The following is a 19,705-nucleotide window of genomic DNA, read 5'->3' on the forward strand; positions in this document are numbered from 1 at the left end:
TTATTTATTCTTCCCCAGTACTTGAGCTATGTACACAAATTAGGGTAAAGTTTCGGTTTCAGATTCTCTCACCTTGAGAGAAACGGAATTGAGCTTTTTTGATGATACTTCTAAAACTTGTGGCTGTTGTGTCGTAGTTGTTTCGGTGACATTGAGAGTTTGCTTCTGTCCGGCTAGGTTATCACGCTGATTAATGAGATAGATGCTGATTAATGTTAGCGCAACGCCTATCCATTGCAACGGACTGAGAATTTCGGAGAGGAAGAGATTACCAAACAATAGGGCAAAGACTGGTGTGAGAAACGTCAAGGAACTGAGGCTAGTTAAACTACCACTAGAAGCAAAATAAAAGAATAAACCATAGGCGATCGCACTACCAAATACTGTGGCATATCCCAACGCCAGCCAATCGGGTGTGACAATATTCTGCCATTGCTGAGATTCTGTCACCGCCGAAACGCCCCATAATGGCAAACCCCCAATAATCATGTGCCAGCCAGTAGCACTTACCGGGTCAGCATAACGTGTCACAAATCTAATTAACACTGTCCCAATAGCCATCGACAGCGCCGCTAACAGCATTAACCATTCACCACTCGCAAATAAATCTTGCCAATTACCAATGATGATATTTCCTGGCGTACCCAGCCAATGAAAAATCCATTCATCCGGTAAGCCAATTAAGCTAATCCCCGTGACTCCTAAACCCAGTCCTAACCATCCCCAAAAACCAATATGTTCTTGAAATAGCCACAGCGATAATAAAGCCACTGCTAAAGGTTGGGAATCAATCATCACCGATCCTAACCCGGCACTGGTTCGCACCAAACCCTCTGCTAAAAAGCCTTGGAATAACGTCCCATCAACCAACCCAAATAAAGAAATCCATAACCAGGCTTTCCAACCCTGTGGTTGGGGTCTACCCATCAGTGCGGCTGCGACCAAAATTAACACCCCGGCTGGTAACAAGCGCACACCCGCCATGAATAGTGGTGTAGTGTGGGGGATGACACCTTTCATAGCGACCATTGCTGTTCCCCAGAGGAAAAACGGCGCAATTAACAATAGAGGTGCGAAGGGTAGACGAGATGCACTGAGTTTCAGTTGCATGGATTTGCTGAGACCTTTAGTTCAGATGAGCAGAGATGGCTTTAACCAATTCTACCCAATTGTGTCTTTTTGTGAAGGAAATAATACTTAGGTTTGGTGAGTTGGGAGAGAGGGGAGTGTGGGGAGTGTGGGAGGTGTGGGGAGTGTGGGAAGTGTGGGGAGTGTGGGGAGTGTGGGGGGAAAGATTTCTTCACCATTCGTCCCACATCCCTGGATTTCTCTCCAGAGAGAAATCCAGTTTACACCCCTACATCCTGACTCTTGGAGAGTCATTTAATTCTTCCTAATAAATGTTCGCCTACGCGCAAAGCATTAGCCATAATTGTGAGAGATGGGTTAACAGCAGCACTAGAAGGAAAAAAGCTGCCATCAACAACATAAAGATTATCAATATCGTGGGTACGGCAATTAATATCTAAGACAGAGGTTTGGGGATTTTCACCAAAACGACAAGTACCGCATTGATGACCGACAGCATCTAAGCTGAGATGTTGAGTGATGTGTAATGAAAAATGCTGACTTTCTGTAGCTTGGTCAAGGGATTTTAAAGTTTTAATCCAGCGTTGAATTAAGCGATTAAAAGCTATTTGATTGTTATTTTGATAGTTAATCACAATTTTATCGCCTTGCACAGATATCCGATTATTTGCATCAGGTAAATCTTCATTCATTACCCACCAAGCTAGAGAATGATTCGCTATTTTTTCGGCAACAATATTGGGCATTAATGGCGGCCCATAGGCAATAATTCTATCTTTATGGATGTTACCCAGTGATTGGATGCTACCCATTGGATAGGGAAAATCATGTTCGCCCCAATAAAAATCAGTTAGTGCTAAAGTTTTAGGGAAAATTGTTTGGTTTGGTTTTGTGCTTAAAGTCATAACGACTGCACAATTATGTACCATATAATTTCGCCCTACAAGTTGTGAACTATTAGCTAAACCTTGGGGGTGTTTATCGTTAGCAGATTTGAGTAATAATGCGGCAGAATTAATTGCACCTCCAGCCACAATCACAATATTGCCAGAAAAGATTTGCGGCTGTCCTTGAATTTCTGCTTCTACTTTTGTGACTTCTTGTCCTGATGCGCTAGTGTGTAAGCGAACAACTTTGGCTTGAGTAATTAGTTTGACATTATTATAGGCGATCGCTGGACGCATCCCATTAACTTCCGCATCACCTTTAGCATGAACCACGCAGGGAAAACCGTCACAAGTATCACAACGAATGCAAGCACTTAAATGACGGTTGACTTCATTGAGTTTAATGGCAAGAGGTAAAGAAAATGGATGTAACCCTTGATTTTTTAGCCCTAAATATAGTTCTTGAACATAAGGTTCATGACTAATAGCAGGGAAGGGATAATCACAATTCGTTGCTGGCTCCGTCGGATCTAAACCGCGCTTTCCATGTACTTCATAAAGTTTTTCTGCTTGGTCGTAATAAGGAGCAAAGTCTTGATATGTTAATGGCCATGCAGGTGAAATTCCGCCTTGATGAATTACTTCTTCAAAGTCTCTTTCGCGTAATCTAAATAAAGCACCGCCATAAAATTTTGTATTGCCACCTACATAATAATGTGCGGCTGGGTTGATGGGTTTATTATTTTGGTCATACCAAATATCGCTAGTACGGTAATAGCTTTTTTGCAATACTTGTTTTGTGTCCCAATTATTCTTTTCTCTGGGTAAGAAAGTACCTTGTTCTAAAACTAAAATTTTCTTACCGCTAGGGGCTAATTTGTATGCTAAAGTTCCACCACCAGCCCCAGTACCGATGATGATAAAATCATAATGATTATTCGACATTGATATCTAAACCTGTTAATTAAATAAGAATGGAGAAGTCAGAATTTAGGAACGATGCCCTGAGCTTGTTGAAGGGTAACAGGACTTACACAAGACTATGAAAAAACGAACCGCAAAGGGCGCAAAGGACACGAAGTTATAAGAATCTGAGAGAGTTATTGCGTAAGTCATAGGTAAGAGTCTTCACTAATTTAAGACCAGTAAATCTGCGATTTACTATGATGTTTCACCGTTTATTCATCCGACAGTTATATAGGATTTAATTCTGACTCCTGACTTCTGAATGCTTTTATCAAATTCGCATTTGCTTTTCAGCACAAGTTTTATTGAGTTTAGTAACACCTATCAATTTAAAAACTAAGTCACCAAATTTGGGAAAAAGCTGGAAGTTAGAAAATAAAAGTTTGGAAACAAAGCCATCTAAAATTACTTCGGCTTGATTTTGCTTGATGGCGTTTAAAATTGCGATCGCAACCTCTTGTGGTGGCGCAACACGCGCTAAACTAGGCGCAGGAACTCCCAAAGCCGAAAACATCCCCGTTGCAGTATAACCAGGACAAACTACCGATACACCAATATTTGTCTCAGCTAACTCTTGGCGTAAAGCATCAGTCCACATAATCAAACCTGCTTTACTAGCTGAATAAATACTGTTGTATGGCATTCCTTTTTTACCGGAACCAGAGGCAATATTCACAATATGACCACTATTACGAGCTAACATACTTGGCAAAATCAAGCGTGTTAATTCCATACCTGCAACTAAATTTGTAGTCAAAGTAGACTGAATATCTTGTAAAGTATAGTCCTGAAATGGTCGATATTTTTCAACAGCAGCGTTATTAATTAAAATATCAATTTGACCTGCGCTTTGATTAATTTGCTGAATTAAGTCTGGTAATTCTGCTACTTGGCTAATATCAAATTCAATGCCAATTCCTCTACCACCTAAAGCCGCTATTTCTGTACAGATTTCATCCAACTTTGCTTGGGAACGAGAAACAGCAATGATTGTCGCTTTCTCTTTTGCTAAAGCACGCGCAATAAATGAACCAATACCGCCAGATGCTCCGGTTAAGAGTACTGTTTTACCTGCTATTGATGTCATATCAATTCTGAGGAATAAGGTGAATTGTTAAAGTTGTTTGTTTCTATTGAAATGCAGTAGATATTTCACCTTGACAACAATTCGGCAATATGAAATCAATTTTTGCAAGCTGATAATTAAAGACTCAATTTTGTTTTATAGAACACTTTTTTCGATGATTAATAATGCTGAAATACTAGTTTTTTAGGTTTTAAATGTAGCGCAACCCCTGTTAAATTTTAACTTGAAATGACTTTATACAGGAGATTAATTTTTAATTTACTATATTTTAAAAATTGTGATTACAATCTTTATTTTTTCTTTAGAAAATAATTGCGTTGACACATATCTTGCACCTAGCCCCAACGAATGGAATTCGCGGCTACAAAAACCAAGTCCGCCTAGCCTGCGGCAACAGTAAAGCCGAACGCGGACTAACATCAAATCAAGGACTTTGAACCCGCCTAGGTGGGTTTAGTTTGTATAGCCTCAGACTTCAGTCTGAGGGCTATGTGCCAATACGGTTCAGATAAAAAAACAAATCACAACAAAACCAACAAATAATTACTCAACAAAAAACGCAAGAATAATTTTGGAGGGGGCTTGGGGGACGCAACCGTCCCCCAATCGGGGGTTTGGGGGATTCTCCCCCAAATCTTGCTTATTGTCTGATAGATAGAGCAGAAATTGAGAAATCAACTCTCATCACCTTAACTGAACCGTATTGGGCTATGCGTTGAAAGTGGATGCACTCGCGCACTCTAACTCTTCAAAACACCTACAACCGATAGCCAACGCTGAAGTAAAAACCATCATCTTGGGCGTTGCTTCCCCGGTCATCTAGGTCTATCAAGGGATATCCGTAATCAAGTTTGATATCAAGCTGTGGTATGGGTTGAAATAATACGCCCAGTCCAATACCTGCAATAAATTTTTGTCGTTGTAAAATGTTGGGGTTATCTTCCACATTCCAGACATAAGCCATATCAAAGAAAGGCGCAACTTGCAGTGTGGAATTACCGGATGCGTCACGTTGGACTGTTAGGCGGTTTTCGACGGTGAGGCGCACACCGTTATCACCAGCACGGACGTTTTGACGATAACCACGGACTGACTGACCACCACCGACTACAAATTGCTGGGCGGGTAACAAAGCATTGGGGGTTAGTTGTAATTCTGCTTGGGTGACTAATACGCTATCTGTACCCAGGCGTTGGACTCGTTGGGCTTGTGCTAACCAGCTAAAAAACTGTCCGTCGGGAATCGGGTTAGGATTGCTGGTAGCATCAAATATACCAAGACCGAAACTAAATAGCGATCGCAATGCCCATGCACCATTCAGATCCCGCACCACATAATCTTGACCAAATTTAATTACACGAGTACGACTGTTACCTTCCTCATCTGGCCCAATACCAAAGGGTGTAGGCCCTGCAAAGGTAAAGGTTTGACCATTCTGCACCGCAAAACCTAAAGATAAGGCAAATTCTTCACGGGGTGTTCTAATTAGTGGTTGTCTAAAACTAATTTCGTAAAGTTGTGATTCTCCTCTGATATCAAAAGCCGCAAATGGTTCTTGCACCACATTCGTATCATTGAATGAGGTTCGCAGTTGTAAAGTCCCATCCATCGGGTTCAGTGGTAGGCGATAATTAAAATCAAAAATATTTGCGCCTCCCCTAGTGGTTAAATAATAAGCCGCACTAAATTCATCGCCCAGACCAGAGAGGTTGCGATAACTAGCATTCACACCCAATCTTTCCGAACCAATGCTAGGAGGAGAATAATTATCAACAGTCAAAGCTGCATTAAAGGGTTGTGCTTCGGTAACACGCACTATCAAAATACTTTGACCAACACCACTACCCGCCCTTAAACTAGCTTCAACATTAGAAAATAAAGGGTCAGCCCGGAGTAATCTTAATTGGTCTTCTAATGCAGCAGTCAAAAGCGGCTTACCTGCGCCTAATGCTACACGACTACGCACATATTCAGGATTTAACCGTCTTGTACCTTGAACTTCGATTTTTTCGATTGTCCCTTCAATGACCCGAATTTCTACTACCCCATTATTAACGGTTTGGTCTACCAAAATTGCCCTAGAAGTAATGTAGCCTTGGTCAAGGTACAGTTGCGTGATTGCATCGGCTGCTTTGCGGAGTTCTTCGACTGTGACTTCACGCCCTTCTACAGACTGAGTAATTGATTGGAATCTCTCTGGACGGAAAACTGTACTCCCGGTAACATTGATTTTCTCTACTTTAATAGTTTGAGAACTTTCTGGGGGTGGGTTTTCGGGCGTTGGGGTTGGGATTGGTTGTATGGGGGGTTGTGATTCTGGTGATAAGGGTTCTGGTGTTGTTCCTGGCTGGGGAAAGCGGTCTTGGTTTGGATCTCCTTGGGGATTTGGTGCTTGTGCTAATGATGGCGAAGCTAAAATGACACAAGCACAACTAAAAATCAGGCTAATAGATAGCCAATGTATGTGTTTTTTGAATGACCCAAAATAAACGGTAGATTTTAAATTTGACATTTTAAATTTTGGTTATAAAAAATCACTCCTATGTAAGATTTATTGTTTCTGGTTTTGCTTGATTGTGGATCTTTTTTATTATTTTTTAATGTAGGTCTCCAATTAAATTAAATCCTGCCCAATCTTTGGGATTAGGGTACTCCTTCATAGTTGCTAACATCGCCTGTTGTAATGCTTGGGCTTTATTCGGGTTTTGCTTTAATTGGCGATAAAATTCAGTAGTTATCACAGATGTTGGTGTATCTGGTGCTGCCCATTGGGAGACAATCACACTAGGTACGCCAGATGTCATCAGTGCTAACGATAAACCCAGTAAACCGTTACCTATGCTACCATGTCCAGGTTCGCCAGCACTGATAAAAGCTAACCTCGCGCGTAAACGTTTACCTTTTGGTTGGTTATATAAATTCAGAATTTCGCTGGCGGTGAGGAGTCCGGTATTTTCTCCAGCTAACGCAACTCCGCCAGGTATACCTTGTCTTTTGATATCATCTAATACACCATAAGTTGCTAAATGAATGATTTTAGCTTTGGGTAATAAAGGAAGTATTGCGGCTTTACTTGCTTGACTACCAATGAAAGCTTTGGTTTTAAAGAAATCAGCAACGGCTAAAGCTTCTTGTTCGGAATTTATCAGTTGTGGTAAAGGTTGCGGTGCTTGATTAATTGCGCGGGAAATTTTTGGCATGGTAGGATTACCCACAACCACAACTTTACTTCCGCCTGTTCTACCTCGTTGTTCTTTGGCTAACTGCAAGATTTGAATTGCTGGTACAGTTGAAATTGGGTGTTTTTCAATTAAATATTTACCAGAAATATCAATTAAAGCGGAGAAAGGTACAAAGAATAACTCATCTTGGGGGATAAAAATTATTTGAGACTGCGGATTATCAGGTAATAAATCAGCAATAGGTTTAATTAATAGTTGATGTAACTGTAATAACGGATTGACAAACTTTTGAGATTGTTTTTCTTGACTATTGATGCCCAGATAATTTGGAATACTAGCAACTATTTTAGGGATAGAATTAGTTGAAGTAAATGTATTTTCTGGTGTGGGTTTGACTTTGCGAAATGTAATTTTACCCGTAGGCTGGATTACCCAAATGTATAAGCCATCATCAGGAATAAGAGAATATTTAACTAAGGTAGCTTTTTGTGATTTAGCAATTTTTTGAATATCAATAATTGTCGGTAAAATAATTGATTTATGTGCAGTTTTTAAATTATTATCTTTGGGTTCAGAAGCTAACCGCATTCCCATTAATTGTAAGAATGTCATGATACTGCCTTGTTCAGCTATTTCTAAAGCGGCTTCTGGCTGATTTTGGGTAATTAAAACTTGTTGTAGTAATCGATATGTATTACTTTGTTCCGCAGCATAATCAATTGTGTTACCTAAATCTAATCGCAGAGATGTCCAAGTTTTAATACTCTCTTGTAGGGTTGTTTTAGCTTCATCGAATTTGTTAGAGTTGAGATAAACAAAGGCTAAGTTATTTAAAGCTGTCCCTTGGGTGTAATTATCTTTATTAGCTTTGGCTGAGGTTAATTGTTCTTGATATAATGCGATCGCTTGCTCATATTCTTTAGCAAAAGTATAAGCGCGTCCGAGTTGTCGGATGACTTCAGATTTTTGGGTTTTATCGGTAAGTTGTAGCTGTTGTTGATAAAAAGCGATCGCCGCTTTAAAGTCTCCTTGAGTTCGATAGGTTTCAGCGATTTGTTTAAAGGTTAAACTGACAATGGTATTATTGTTTAATTGCTGGGCTAATTTTAACTGTTGTTGATAAGTTGCGATCGCCTGGGGAAATTGCCCTAATTTACGATAAGTTGCAGCGAGGTTTTGTAAGGAATCAATTTGTAGTTGATAGTTATTATTATCCTTGGCGGTTGTGAATTGTTGAGAATAAAAAGCAATCGCTTGTTTATACTCAGTCGCCGCATCATGATCTAAACCAACGTTACCTAAAAAAGCAGCTTCTCTGTCGGGATTACCAATTTCTTTTTTAAGTGCGGTGGCTTGTGCTTGATATTTTTTCGCTAACTTTTCATCGCCCAGATTAATATATGTATTGCTGAGATGTTCAAAAATTTGGACTGTCAGCGATTGGTTAGGAAAATTTTGCGTTAGTTGTAAACTTTGGTTGTAATAGTTAATTGCAGTTTGGTATCTACCGAGAGTAAAGTAAGCGTCACCAATGCGAAATAGTGCGGTGGCTTCTCCGGTGCGATCGCCTATTATTTGATATAGTTTGAGTGATTCTTGTAAGGATGCTAAGGCTGATTTAAATTGTCCGTTTGTGAGTTGTCTATTACCGAGGTTTAAGAGTAAGTTGGCGCGATATTGTTGTGCGTCTAATGGTTTGGCGGGAAGAGGGAAGAGAAGAAGGAGGGTTATTGTTAATAATAGATGGAGTTTCATAGTATTTTTTATTTCGCGCAAAGGCGCAAAGGCGCAAAGGAAAATCCGCGTTCGTCTGCGTTAATCTGCGGTTAATTTTTAATCAAATCCTGGGGGGAGTTCTAAGGGTGAGAGTTTATCTGGTTGGGATGGTGTGGGAGAGTTAGGACTAGGTACGGTGTTGTTGGTTGGAGATGGTGAGGTTCCGGGGGGTTGGGTTGTGGGTGGTGGGGGTGTGGCTGGGATTTCTGGTTTTGCGCCTTCTAATTGTGGTAGTTGTGGTTGATTGGTTGGGAAATTAGGTGGTAAAAAAGTTTCGATGGTGACGGAACGAGTTACTTTTTCGCCAGTAGGATTAGTGACTTGTAAAGTGACAGTTTCGCTGCCGGGTTGTTGGTTTACTGGATATGGTATTGTACCGTTACGGGGGATATCTCCGGGTGCGGGAAGAAGTTCGACTTTAATGTTATTACTACCTTCAACTTTCCAAGATAAGTTGAGAAGTTTATTAGGTTTAAGGGGATTAATTACTATAGGATATTTTGGTAAGGGGTTGTTCCCATCAATTTTAAATTCGAGAATTTTGCTGGGTAGGGGTTGGACTTTTACTAAGTCTGTTTTTTGAGAAATACTTGGTTTATCTGTGTCAGTTTTAGTAAAAACTTGCAGTTCAAATATATAGTCACCTGCGCCGCGATTATTAGCAGGAATTTTGCGACAATTTAGTAGATTTTCTTGTTGGTTACAGAAGGCTTTGATGTTGTCGGGTATACCTTGACTGACATTATAAGTTTGTAGTGGACTGTTAACTAAATTTTCAGGCGATCGCCCAATTACTCGTAATTCTTTGATTTTATCTAAATCGTTAATTTTCCAGTTGAGGCGAATGGTATCGGGACTAATTTTGGTAGTGCTAGGTTTCACTTCTTGGTAAACAGATTGTGCTGGGGAAAATTCTAAAATTTGCGGTGGGGGAATGGGGACAATTTTAATCGTATTAGTTTTAATTGTGTCGGCTGGTAAGTCAGGATTATTATTAGCAAATGCTTGCAGTTGAAAAGTATAATCTCCTGGTTTACGCGCATCGGTAGGGACGTTAGAACAAGTTAATACTGCACCCATTTGACAAAATGGTTGTAATTCTGCCGGAAGTTTACCGTTGAAGGTATAAACTATTGGTTGTACCGCCGCCGTACCATCAGCAAATAAACCAGTTAAAGCTAATGTTTGCAATTTTTTGGGGTGGCGAATTTGCCAACTTAAGCGAATAAAATCATTGTTTGATGCTTGATAAGTAGCGTCAGAGGAGAGAAATTGCAAGATTTTGGGAACTGCGGGGGGACGGAATAACCACAGCCAAATCAAAAATGCGATCGCACCGATAATTCCCAAAGCCGTCAGTAATACGAGTAAAAATTGCCACCAAGGACGCGGTTCCCAAATTAAGCTTCCGGGTAAAGCGGGGTTTGGTAAAGGTATTTGTTGCTGATCTACTAGTTCAATGCGAAAATTCAGCAATCTTCCCGCGCCAAACATCGGACGATACCACCATTTCACAGGTGTGACTGTCACTTGGGTTGCAGCTTTTTCCCCAGGGAACACACGTAAAACTTCTGGTGAGGTTACGTAAGTACACACCTTATCTTCATCAACAGGAACCGCTTGACAAGTAATTTCCCTGACAGTATTACCCGCGTTCGTAAATTTAACTTCAAAAGTTCCGCTTTTGCGTCTCACCCGATTTACCACAATCAGCATTTCTGCATTTAGCAGATAAGAGGGTAAAATTTCCCAATAAATCACATCCAACAGCATCAAATCAGGGTTGTTGGCGGAATACAGGCGGATGCTGGGATAATAAAGTCCGGCGTTTGCGCCTAGTGGTGGTTGAAACTGAAGTAAGATTTCTCCTTTCTCGCCTGGGTTGAGGTTCAAACCCATGTTGGGGATGACAAGTCCGGCTGTTTCCAAACCTTCGGGATAGCGGATACTCACCCACTCTTCGGGTAAATCGAGACAACTGAGGCGAAATCTGTCTACCCTATCCGAACGATTGTGAACATTGACGTTAACTTGCAAGATTCCGCCTGGGGGAATTTTGGCAGGCGATCGCGAACTTGTTAAAGGTAGTAAGCTAAAAGTCGGGTCACTAACTCTAACTACCGCTTCAATTGCAGGTAAAACCTGAATTTTTGCCCCATGTCGAATAGGCGTATCTTCAGGATAATGTAGGGGCGCATCAACAACAATTGCATAGTTATAAGTACTAGGAATTGCTGTTACAGGTACTTGAAATTCAAATAACACCTCACCCACAGAATTAGGACTTAGTGCTAACCTTTGCTTTGGTGCATCACACCATTGAATTAATTGCGGTGATAATTCATCAATAAAAATATCAATTAACGCACTTTCTTGGCCTTTATTTGTTACCGTGACATTAATTTCAAAGCTGCCTCCAGCCTGAACTGCATAATCACCAGAAGGATTAAAAATAATTGCTAGAGGATTTCCCGGCGCAAGGGTTTGTTGCAGATTTTGTTGTTGAATACCGCGTTTTGCTGCCAAATTAACGCGATATTTCACCTCACCACCAGTTAATATTTGCTGGACAAAACCTTCGTCAACTAATTCATCTAATAAAGCTAAAGTTGCTTGTTGATTTAAATCTAGATGAATTGATACTTGTGTGAGGGTAACGCTATCAGGATGCTTAATTAACCACTGGACAATTTTGCGCTGTTGTGGCGGTAATAGTAACACATCTGCCATACTCAAACCGAGTTGGGAATTACTAGTTCTTGAATTTATGGCAGTCATATTTACACCCCAAAAAGCTAAAAGTAAAAATTAAAAATTAAAAAAGATTTTAACTACGTCTATTAGTGTTCATCATTATTGTTTACAACCATCATTTTTATTTAAATCTCTAATATCTAACCTAACTTTATGGTCATCATTGGCACTAACAATCAAAATTTTATTTCTCACTACTTTAATATCCACACTATTAAATCTTCGTTTTTCTTGACGTATTTCTTTCCCATTTGGAAAAGCACGTTTACCTTCTGTTGTTAACGGCCATAACATCACTCGATGATCATCACCGCCACTAACTAAATAACAAGCATCTCTACTTAACGATACAGAACGTACTGCTTTTCCTCCATGACCATCAGACCATTTATCTATAACTTGACATTGACTATTATTATTTTTCAAACATTGTTTCATATTCCATAAAGTAATTTGCCCTAAATTATCTGCTGTTGCTAATATATAAGGCTTGTAATCTGCACTATCGACACTCACAATATAATCATTTTGACTACCAGGCGGATTATATGGTAACTTCCATAATTTATTTTGATGAAAATTCCATATAGCTAAGTTATTATATCTACCGCCAATTACTAAATTTTGTTTATCATGTCCTGCTAAAGTTAAAGCATACACAGGAAAATTTACATCTTTAATATTTATAGGTTTTTCTAAACTACGATTATCACCTAATAAAGCATTATTAACATCCCATTGCAACACTAAGCCACTACCATGACCACTAAATAAAAAGTGAGAATCTTGACTAAATTCTAAACTTAAAACTCGGTCTGCTTTATTCAGTGAAAAAGTTGCCTTTGGATCTTTTTTCCCACCAAGGACATCCCAAATTTGAATTTCCCCATTTTCTAAACCTGCGGCTACTACATCATTATCTACAGGTTTATAGCGCACAACTCGCACAGATTTACCAGCATTTTTAGCCATTCTCCCGTCGTCTTGGTTAATCAAGGGATTAGTAAAACCAGCAATATTCCATCTAATAATACTTTGGTCTTGGGAACTACTAACGGCGCGATCGCCTACTCCATTAAACTGCACAAATGTTACAGCATCACGATGTCCAAAAAATGGGTTATTGGGATTTAGCCATGATATATACCACAGGAGATACAACAACAAAAATCCTAATCCCATCTGTAGCCAAGGATGCAAAATCGGATGAATAATCAGTTGTAAATATTGATTCTCATTATTAACGTTTACGCGGGTCTCTGATACAGTTAACTTAACTTTAAATGCTAGTTTTTGCTTAAAACCTAACCACCTGCGTCGCTTACTTACTAATAGTTGTAAATTCTGACTTTCTCTTGGATTTAATTGGATAAATTTTGGTTGAACTTCCCAAAAACATTTATGCTTGTTTTCCGAGTCCTCTTTGACTTCAATACTTACCTTTTGACTTAAATTGCTGTGATTTTGACATTCAAGTTGATAAGTTGCCGAATTAACTCTTAATTGCGGTAGCCAAGTACGAGATACAGGTATATGTTGTTTTTCTGGTGTGCATTGAAAGTCAACAAACCCTGCTGGAGTAACATTAACTACGCCTTCTCGACTACTAGATAGAAGTCCATTGGGATAATTAGCCTCAATGGTAAAAGGATAAGCTTGACTCGGTACTTCTTCAGCAATTGGTAACTGACATAAAAATGAAGTTTCTGCCTTATTCCCTGGCGGAACTGGTAATAGTTTTTCATCACCATTAATCAACCATTGGGGTTTAAGTCCTATCGGTTTTAAAGAAACACTCGCAGGTAGCTGAGTAGGATTAAAAACCCGCACTGGAATCTCAATTGTTCCCTGTGGTTGAGTTGTAAATTCTCGGATTGGTAACTCAATCTGCATCGGTACAGCACCAATACCTGCTTCAACTATCAACCGCAGCAATTGTCTGTCTTCATCTCGCAATTCCAGCGAAAAAATCCGCACTATCAGATTCATTTTGCCGATAAAACCGGCAACAGGTGTATTAGTAATTGTGACTTCAAATTTTGTACTATCTCCAGGCGGATTTTTTGCACTTACCGCAGGTTTAATACTGTACCAATTAGTCCCCAAACTTTCACCACCACCAGCCGCAATGATTTCGATTTGAAAAGAGGCAAACTGATTACTTTCATTGACTACAGTCACTTCAAAAGAAGCTGGCGAACCACCTGGCTGAAAGTTCAATACTTGAGTAGAAATTTTAGTATTAACGAGATTAACTGCCATATAAAAAAAGTTAAAAGTAAAAAGTTAAAAGGCAAAAGTTAAGAAATTATTCTAATTTGTTGAAAATGCTTTTTAAAGCATCAGGTTTAGTTGAGACAGGTGTTGCAGTTTGTTGCCTTAATTGAGTCATTCGCTTACGCTTCCAGGCAAAGTTGAGAATATTAATGCCTAATTCTTGGGCGGTGCGAATTGTTTCTCGTGGTAAGGTTAACTTTTCATCTAATCCCCAAGCTAGTGATAAATCACCAATAACTAAAACAATGCCACCTGCAACTAAAATTTGCAGAGGCTTTTGATTGATGGTTGGTAAAGCAGCAAATAAAAATGGTTGTGTTCTTAATGGATGATGTTTATCAAGTCGGCGTAAATCTTCTAAAGGCGTGGCTAAACTTTCAGTAATTTCTAAAACGCTTTCTAATCTATCAACTGCATCGGTAGGTGCTTCTACTAATAAAATCCCCCCACTATCTAGATAGCTTTTAAGATTAGCTAATTCTTGCACATTTAAAATTAATGGTTCACTACCATTAATAAATAGCAAATCATAATTAATTGCTATCGTTGGATCTAAAAGCGGAAAATTTAAGCGGGGAATTTGCTCATCTCCTTGAAGAGTACAGGTAAGACTTGCGGTATATCTTAATAAAGAAGCGAGATTAGCAAAACTATTACCTTCTTTAGTTTCATGGGTATCAAGATGCGCCACACGCACCACCGCCGTAGGACGCGATCGCGCCAGCTTCCGAAAGCGAAAATCTAAACTATTCAAACTAGGATAAAATACATCTTGGGGATTTTCTAAAGTTACTAATCCCGGTTGTAATAAAATTCGGCATAACTCTACCTCAAAAGCATCAGGCGGCGTTGTTTTTTCATCAATGCGAAAAGTTTCTATTTCAAATTCACTAACTTGTTTGCGTTGTAAAGTATCTGGATCTACATAACGCAAAACTAAATAAATTAATCGGGGTTTCTCTTCCGTAATATCAGCCGAAATATGAAAATCTATCGGTTGCGGAACCACAATAGGATTCCCATTCACATCAATAGCAATTCCTGGCTGAATTTGTAACCATCGCCCATCATTATATTGTGATGGTACATCCTTCGGTGCAGGAATCAAACTCACACCCAAACCTTCAACTATTCCGGGTTCATTAAGTGATTGATAATGAATATTTTGCCGTTGACGGTGATAATCATGCGATCGCTTCCACCGTTCAGCGTTAATTAATAAACCATCTTGAATTTGTAGTCGTTCTAGGGGGTGAATTTCCATAATTGGGGGTTTAGGGGTGTCAGGGTGTAGGGGTGTGGTTCGGCTACTTCGGCTGCGCTCAGTACAAGTTCGCTCACCAACCTTGGGTTTAGGGGGAAGAACCAATGACAAAGGACAAATGACTATTGACCATTAGTTATTGACTCATCTATATAAATTTCATAAGTACAAAATGCGGGTTTTTCTTGCTCAATAATATGTCGCACTAATTGTTCATCTACTTGATTTGGGCGTTGGGGATGTAAACGAACTATAAAATGATACGGACGACCGCCGCCAATCATTGCATCTTCACCTAAGCGCGTATTTCCTAAAACAAAACCTTCGCCGCGAATTTCTTCAATACAAATATGTTTATCAACTTCTCTTGTAATGTGTTCATCTAAAGGTAAATCTGTATAAAGATGTATATATAAACGCAAACCTCTACGTGTTCCCCGCCAGCGATACAGTTCAACCGCCGAACGAATTAAATAACGTTGTCGTTCGATAGTCCAACGGCGGTCAACAGGCCAAGCTACCCAGTGCGCGAGAAAAGGTAACAATGTCTGCGGTGCGGTCATGGGGTCGAGATAAGCCCACAACACGTCCAGCGTTTGCACTGAGGGTTCAAACGCCTGTTCAAAAATTTTCAAGAAGCGCCCAATAAAATCAACTTCTCGATAAACCGCAGGTAAAAACTTGGGATAGAGACTGCGGGGACGGACATACAAATTTAAACCAGCCGTTTCAACTAACTGTCTACCAGTACCCTCCTCGGTGTAATTAACGTGAATGCGACTGTGATAATCCAACACCAAAGATTGACCAGTCGCCAACGCGGGAGTTTCAAAAAAATCGGCGGGAAGTTGGAAGTATAACACCACATCCATCCGCGATCGCGGCGCGAGTTCATAACCCTCCATCCCAATGCGACACCACTCAGCCGGGAAATTCCCCTCCACCCGCACATTCAACCGCAACATCCGACTACCCAAGTTTTCTAGCTGTAAAACTATCTCACTCGGTTCCGGCGGATGAACTACCAAATCACACCCAGCACGTACCGTAGTTTGACTACTAAGTGCTATTTGCGAAAAATCATCTGCACCCTTATCCACCGCCGATGTTTGAATGGCGTTAGGTAATTGCATTGATGTAAGTTGCAGGTGCAGAATTTGACTAGTCATAAAAAGTCAAAAGTAAAAAGGTAAAAGGTAAAAGTAAAAATAAACTTATTTAGGGTTATGATTATTTTTTGCAGAGACTATGATCGCACCAATAATCCGCATTAATTCTTCAGCTTCAAGTTGTATGTCTGAAAGCCGTGCTTGAGGTAAGACTTTTGTAGCACCAAGTAATCTTAGCCAATAATGAGTCTCGCGTGCTTCTTTTAAAGCAATAGCATTTTTACTGATAAAATCAGGTTTACTTTGCCCAGCCTTAGCTTCTTCAACATTAGCTCCAATAGATGTTCCAGAACGCAAGAGTTGTTTACTTAATGTTCTTCCTACTCCTGGCCGTTCATCTAGTAATTGACATACTTTGACAATCCGAATAGCAAAATTAAAAGTTCTCTCACGAATATCTTTTGGTTTACCTTCGTAGCCTATGTTCATAACTTTATTTCTCTTGTAATTAATTTTTTTGCCTTTTGCCTTTTTACTTTTGCCTTTTTTTTACTGAATTAAATTAACAACATGGCCAGAACGTAAACGAGTATTTTGCCAAGAACAAATTAAACCCAACGCCCCTGGATCAATCACCGGATTTTGGGGAAGCGATCGCACCCAAGTTGAACCCACATAGCGCAATTCAAACAACTGCACTACCCCCAAATACCGCACCGCCGGAAATTGCTGGAACAAATTCACAATATCCGAAGGATAAACAGGTCGCCCAAACGGCCAGCCTCTCCCATCCTGACCCCCCGTAATCGGGTTGAGAAATCGATACAACGCCACCCGTAACTTACCCAAAATCTCTTGCTGGGCGGCAGGGTGGTTGTATTCCGGTTCCAGGGAGACTTCTGTTTGCACTGCTACACCCACATATTCCGGGGCTTGCAATTTAACTTGGATTCCTAATAACCTCCGTTCATCTAAATAAGCAATAATTTGGTCGCGCAATTGCGGACTCAAACTAAATAATTCCGGTTCGATACCTTCGCCACGAATAATTGCATCTGTATTCGCCGCCGGGACAACTAATAATTTGATGGTTCCGGCTTCCTTTGTTGATGTCGGTGGTAAACAACGCACCCGCGCCACCGCACCACCGCCAGCTTGTAGCGTCAGCACCTCAAAATCTTCGGGAGTCACAGCGCGATCGCGGGTTCGCAACATCGCCGGAACTCGAATCACCGCATCTTCCAAAGATTCCGCATCAGAACCGTTACGCGCGGGTGTATGGTTAATCAACCTCGCCACATACGGAACCGCATTTTTCGCTACGGTAATCGTCCCCCGTTGCACATTCCCCTTACGCCCTCCACCAGTGCGGTATGCAACCATCCGAATTACCGACCCACGCGGCGGTACAGCCCCATATTGCCTTTCTAACTCCTGAATATTGGCAAAATTACCTACTCCCCTCCTTAATTCTGTCTGTTGCTGGAGTTGGGCTGGTTCTCGAATCACCGGGCCAAACTGTACCGTCCCGGTGCGCGAATCAATTGTGTAGTGCAAATCTTGGGGGAGAGAATTAGCAAAATCGCTGACTTCATACCACCTTTGAGGGATTCCTCCAGGTGGTGAAATGATCAAATATTCATCTTCTCGACGGTTCAACACCGGAACACCTTGTAACTGAAAAGTCTGTCCCGGTGTACCGTCACTTTCCCCTAAAATTTCATTGCGAATCAACTCACTTTGACTCGCACCCACCGTTCCGCCAATGGATCTAACAGCCAAACCAATCATCCGAGGCGAACTGCTATATCCTGGTTGATTGGGTTGAGGTGCAGTATAAACGCAACGCAACCAACGCCCTTGATAGGCGGTGAAAGTCGTCACAGGCCAAGATTGCGGTAAATGCAGGACAATATCTGCACCTTGCAGGGGATTAATCCCTTGAGTCAGCAATTCGCTAAAACTAAAACCCTTAGTGCTATCGTCCGATTCTTGCAACAGTACCGCTTCCCATTCCACACCGTTCCAAGCTTCCCAACGGCGCGGCGGAATATCTGGGTTAATCCCCGTGGCGGTGGCGGCTTCTCCTTTTAATTGCAGTGCGAGAACGTTACCTTCGCACTGGGATTCCCCATCAATCACTAAATAAAAAGTGTTTCCGGGTTGGGGTTGTTCTTCAAACAGTGCCAACTCTCTACCATACCACTCACCATCAGAGCGCATCGTCCATAAATTAGTAAAGCGATCGCGCAAAATTTCCGGTTTTTGATCGGCGGTGGGACAGGTGAGAAAGTGGCGAATTTGCGGTTTATCAATTATTAAAGGCCGATCTGTGGTGAATGCGATCGCCTCTTCTGTTTCCGTGCGAATTGTCGCCACCTCCACCCCAGCCGGAATCGTGTAAGTGTCCGGTAAAGCCGCACTAAGATAAAAAGTAATATCCGCCACTGCAGGTGCAGGTGCTTGCAACCTAACGCCTAATAACTCTAAAAAAGTAATGTAATTGCGCTTTGGTACTTCATTAAACCGCAGCAACATTTGGTCAGTTAACCAAGCAAATAGCTCAATTAGCGTGATACCTGGGTCACTAGGGTTATAATTCGTCCATTCTGGACAATAGCGGGGAATCCGCAGAATACACTCATCAACTAAATCTTTAAAAGTGCGATCGTCTAGATTAGACTTTGGTAACTTTGGTAAAAAATCAAATTCCACAATATTAAAAATAATTAGTTAAAACACAAATGACCAATGACCAATGACAATTAACTATTGCCCATTCAAATAAAACGGAAATACTAAACTCCGCGAATCATGGCTATCTTTAGGATGATATTCAATCACAATATCTACACGACCTCGCAGGGGATCTGGGTCAGCACGCACCGCATCTAAAACAATGCGCGGTTCCCACATTTCCAACGCTTCTTGGACGTGTAGACGCAAAAGTAATAAAGTTTGCGTATTCATCGGTGCAAAAGTCAACTCAGACAACCGCGAACCAAAGTTAGGACGATACACCCGTTCACCCAACTCGGTACGCAGAATCAGCATCATCGACTCTTCAATATTGCGATCAGCCTTACTAAGTTGCAGACCTCCTTGGACATTCACCCGCAATGGAAACGACCAGCCCGCACCCAGGTGTTGATTTTGATTGAGTTCTGGCATGGTAGGTACAAAGTGATGAGCAGTTTACGCTACTTTATGGCGATCGCTAAAACTAATACCATTCGCCAAAAGTCGAGTTAACTTTCATTTTGGCAACATCGTCTGTGATTAACCTACATCCCAATACAGTTCAGTTAAGGCGA

Annotated in this window: 13 protein-coding genes; all 13 read right to left on the bottom strand. The window is 40.8% G+C overall.

Features of this window, described 5'->3' with window-relative positions; translation table 11 throughout:
• Positions 1–39: 39 nt before the first annotated feature.
• The 13 genes from H6G74_RS09870 to H6G74_RS09930 all read right to left on the bottom strand — a co-directional run bounded on the left by H6G74_RS09870 (position 40) and on the right by H6G74_RS09930 (position 19,562).
• Positions 40–1,110, bottom strand: coding sequence for a DMT family transporter (locus H6G74_RS09870; RefSeq protein ID WP_190967494.1), 1,071 nt, complete (start codon positions 1,108–1,110; stop codon positions 40–42).
• A gap of 87 nt (positions 1,111–1,197) precedes the next feature.
• On the bottom strand, positions 1,198–1,383 hold the full coding sequence (locus H6G74_RS09875) for a hypothetical protein (protein WP_190967495.1): 186 nt from the start codon (positions 1,381–1,383) through the stop codon (positions 1,198–1,200).
• Positions 1,380–2,921, bottom strand: a complete 1,542-nt coding sequence (locus H6G74_RS09880) for a GMC oxidoreductase (protein ID WP_190967496.1) — start codon at positions 2,919–2,921, stop codon at positions 1,380–1,382. The genes H6G74_RS09875 and H6G74_RS09880 overlap by 4 nt, the downstream gene beginning before the upstream one ends.
• Before the next feature lie 292 nt (positions 2,922–3,213).
• Positions 3,214–4,029 carry an SDR family NAD(P)-dependent oxidoreductase gene (locus H6G74_RS09885; RefSeq protein WP_190967497.1) on the bottom strand — a complete coding sequence of 272 codons (816 nt, stop codon included), beginning with the start codon at positions 4,027–4,029 and terminating at the stop codon, positions 3,214–3,216.
• Positions 4,030–4,786: 757 nt separating this feature from the next.
• A complete protein-coding gene (locus H6G74_RS09890) occupies positions 4,787–6,541 on the bottom strand; it encodes a ShlB/FhaC/HecB family hemolysin secretion/activation protein (protein WP_190967498.1) in 1,755 nt (584 codons plus the stop codon).
• Between the two features lie 85 nt (positions 6,542–6,626).
• Positions 6,627–8,966 (bottom strand): CHAT domain-containing protein, encoded by a 2,340-nt coding sequence (locus H6G74_RS09895; RefSeq protein ID WP_190967499.1) that lies wholly within the window; start codon positions 8,964–8,966, stop codon positions 6,627–6,629.
• A 78-nt stretch (positions 8,967–9,044) separates the two neighbouring features.
• The gene (locus tag H6G74_RS09900) at positions 9,045–11,765 is read right to left on the bottom strand and encodes a hypothetical protein (protein ID WP_190967500.1); all 2,721 of its coding nucleotides are present in this window, start codon (positions 11,763–11,765) and stop codon (positions 9,045–9,047) included.
• A gap of 75 nt (positions 11,766–11,840) precedes the next feature.
• Positions 11,841–14,003, bottom strand: coding sequence for a hypothetical protein (locus H6G74_RS09905; RefSeq protein ID WP_190967501.1), 2,163 nt, complete (start codon positions 14,001–14,003; stop codon positions 11,841–11,843).
• Positions 14,004–14,049: 46 nt separating this feature from the next.
• Entirely contained in the window at positions 14,050–15,282 is a 1,233-nt protein-coding gene (locus H6G74_RS09910; RefSeq protein WP_190967502.1) for a DUF4159 domain-containing protein, read from the bottom strand.
• A gap of 122 nt (positions 15,283–15,404) precedes the next feature.
• Positions 15,405–16,451 carry a phage tail protein gene (locus H6G74_RS09915; protein WP_190967503.1) on the bottom strand — a complete coding sequence of 349 codons (1,047 nt, stop codon included), beginning with the start codon at positions 16,449–16,451 and terminating at the stop codon, positions 15,405–15,407.
• A gap of 45 nt (positions 16,452–16,496) precedes the next feature.
• Entirely contained in the window at positions 16,497–16,880 is a 384-nt protein-coding gene (locus tag H6G74_RS09920) for a four helix bundle protein (RefSeq protein WP_190967504.1), read from the bottom strand.
• A gap of 60 nt (positions 16,881–16,940) precedes the next feature.
• The gene (locus H6G74_RS09925; RefSeq protein WP_190967505.1) at positions 16,941–19,106 is read right to left on the bottom strand and encodes a putative baseplate assembly protein; all 2,166 of its coding nucleotides are present in this window, start codon (positions 19,104–19,106) and stop codon (positions 16,941–16,943) included.
• Between the two features lie 54 nt (positions 19,107–19,160).
• Positions 19,161–19,562: a GPW/gp25 family protein gene (locus H6G74_RS09930; RefSeq protein WP_096577022.1), complete on the bottom strand. Its 402-nt coding sequence runs from the start codon at positions 19,560–19,562 to the stop codon at positions 19,161–19,163.
• Positions 19,563–19,705: the final 143 nt, after the last annotated feature.

The organism is Nostoc spongiaeforme FACHB-130, from assembly GCF_014698475.1.
Taxonomy (GTDB): domain Bacteria; phylum Cyanobacteriota; class Cyanobacteriia; order Cyanobacteriales; family Nostocaceae; genus Nostoc_B; species Nostoc_B spongiaeforme.